This window comes from Cecembia lonarensis LW9 (genome assembly GCF_000298295.1).
Taxonomy (GTDB): domain Bacteria; phylum Bacteroidota; class Bacteroidia; order Cytophagales; family Cyclobacteriaceae; genus Cecembia; species Cecembia lonarensis.
This window is the reverse complement of record NZ_AMGM01000263.1, coordinates 1-760: the sequence shown is the minus strand read 5'-3', so window position 1 is coordinate 760 and position 760 is coordinate 1. Positions and strand designations below refer to the sequence as shown.

Annotated in this window: 1 protein-coding gene; it reads right to left on the bottom strand. The window is 57.0% G+C overall.

Annotated elements, in window-relative coordinates:
* Positions 1-148 precede the first annotated feature (148 nt).
* Positions 149-631 carry a tyrosine-type recombinase/integrase gene (locus B879_RS24095; RefSeq protein ID WP_262481919.1) on the bottom strand — a complete coding sequence of 161 codons (483 nt, stop codon included), beginning with the start codon at positions 629-631 and terminating at the stop codon, positions 149-151.
* Positions 632-760 lie beyond the last annotated feature (129 nt).

Genomic DNA, 760 nt, shown 5'->3' with positions numbered 1-760 from the left:
GTGACCAGGTAGTTGACGTAGTTTTCCAGGCTGATGCGGTAGGACTCGATGCTGCGTGGCGCCATGGCCCTCACGTTGGGCAGATAGTCATGAAGGTAGTTCCGGGCGTAGCCCCAGAAGTTGGATGTTGGTTCTTGCGGCGTGCGTTTCATGCGAATCCCACCTCGGGAATCATTCCTTGGCCTTCCTTCACGAGTGTTGCGTACCCATCCATGAAGTCCGGTGATGTGTGAATGTAGTAAAACGTGCTGTCCAGCGTTGCATGCCCCATATAGCGGGAAAGGTAGGGCATCATCGCGTTGATATCCCGGCCCTCGGCCATCCACCGTTCGATGTTCGCGTAGGCAAAGTGATGTCGAAAAGAGTATGGATGAGGTTGCTTCCCACCGAGGGGTAACGGCAAGCCTGCCTGGTTCCAGATCCTGTTGAACATGACACCGGTTGTGGCCGGATCTACCGGCGCTGCGGTCAAGGAGACAAAGAAAGCGGAACGGTGTTGCCCGAATTGCTGCCGGGATATCCTGTCGCAATCGGCAAGGACATCGATGAGCTGATCATTCAGTGGCAATCGCCGGCTCCGGTTGCCCTTGGACCCATAAGACGTCGATGAACCCTGCGGTGAGGTCGACATCTTGGAGCTGAAGCCTTCGGGCTTCGCAGGTCCGTAGCCCGCACGACTGCATCAGCCCAAAGAACGCTACGGACTGCCACCGCCACCGGAGAAGCGATCTGAAGATCCGCAGCGGATCCGAAGAAAGCA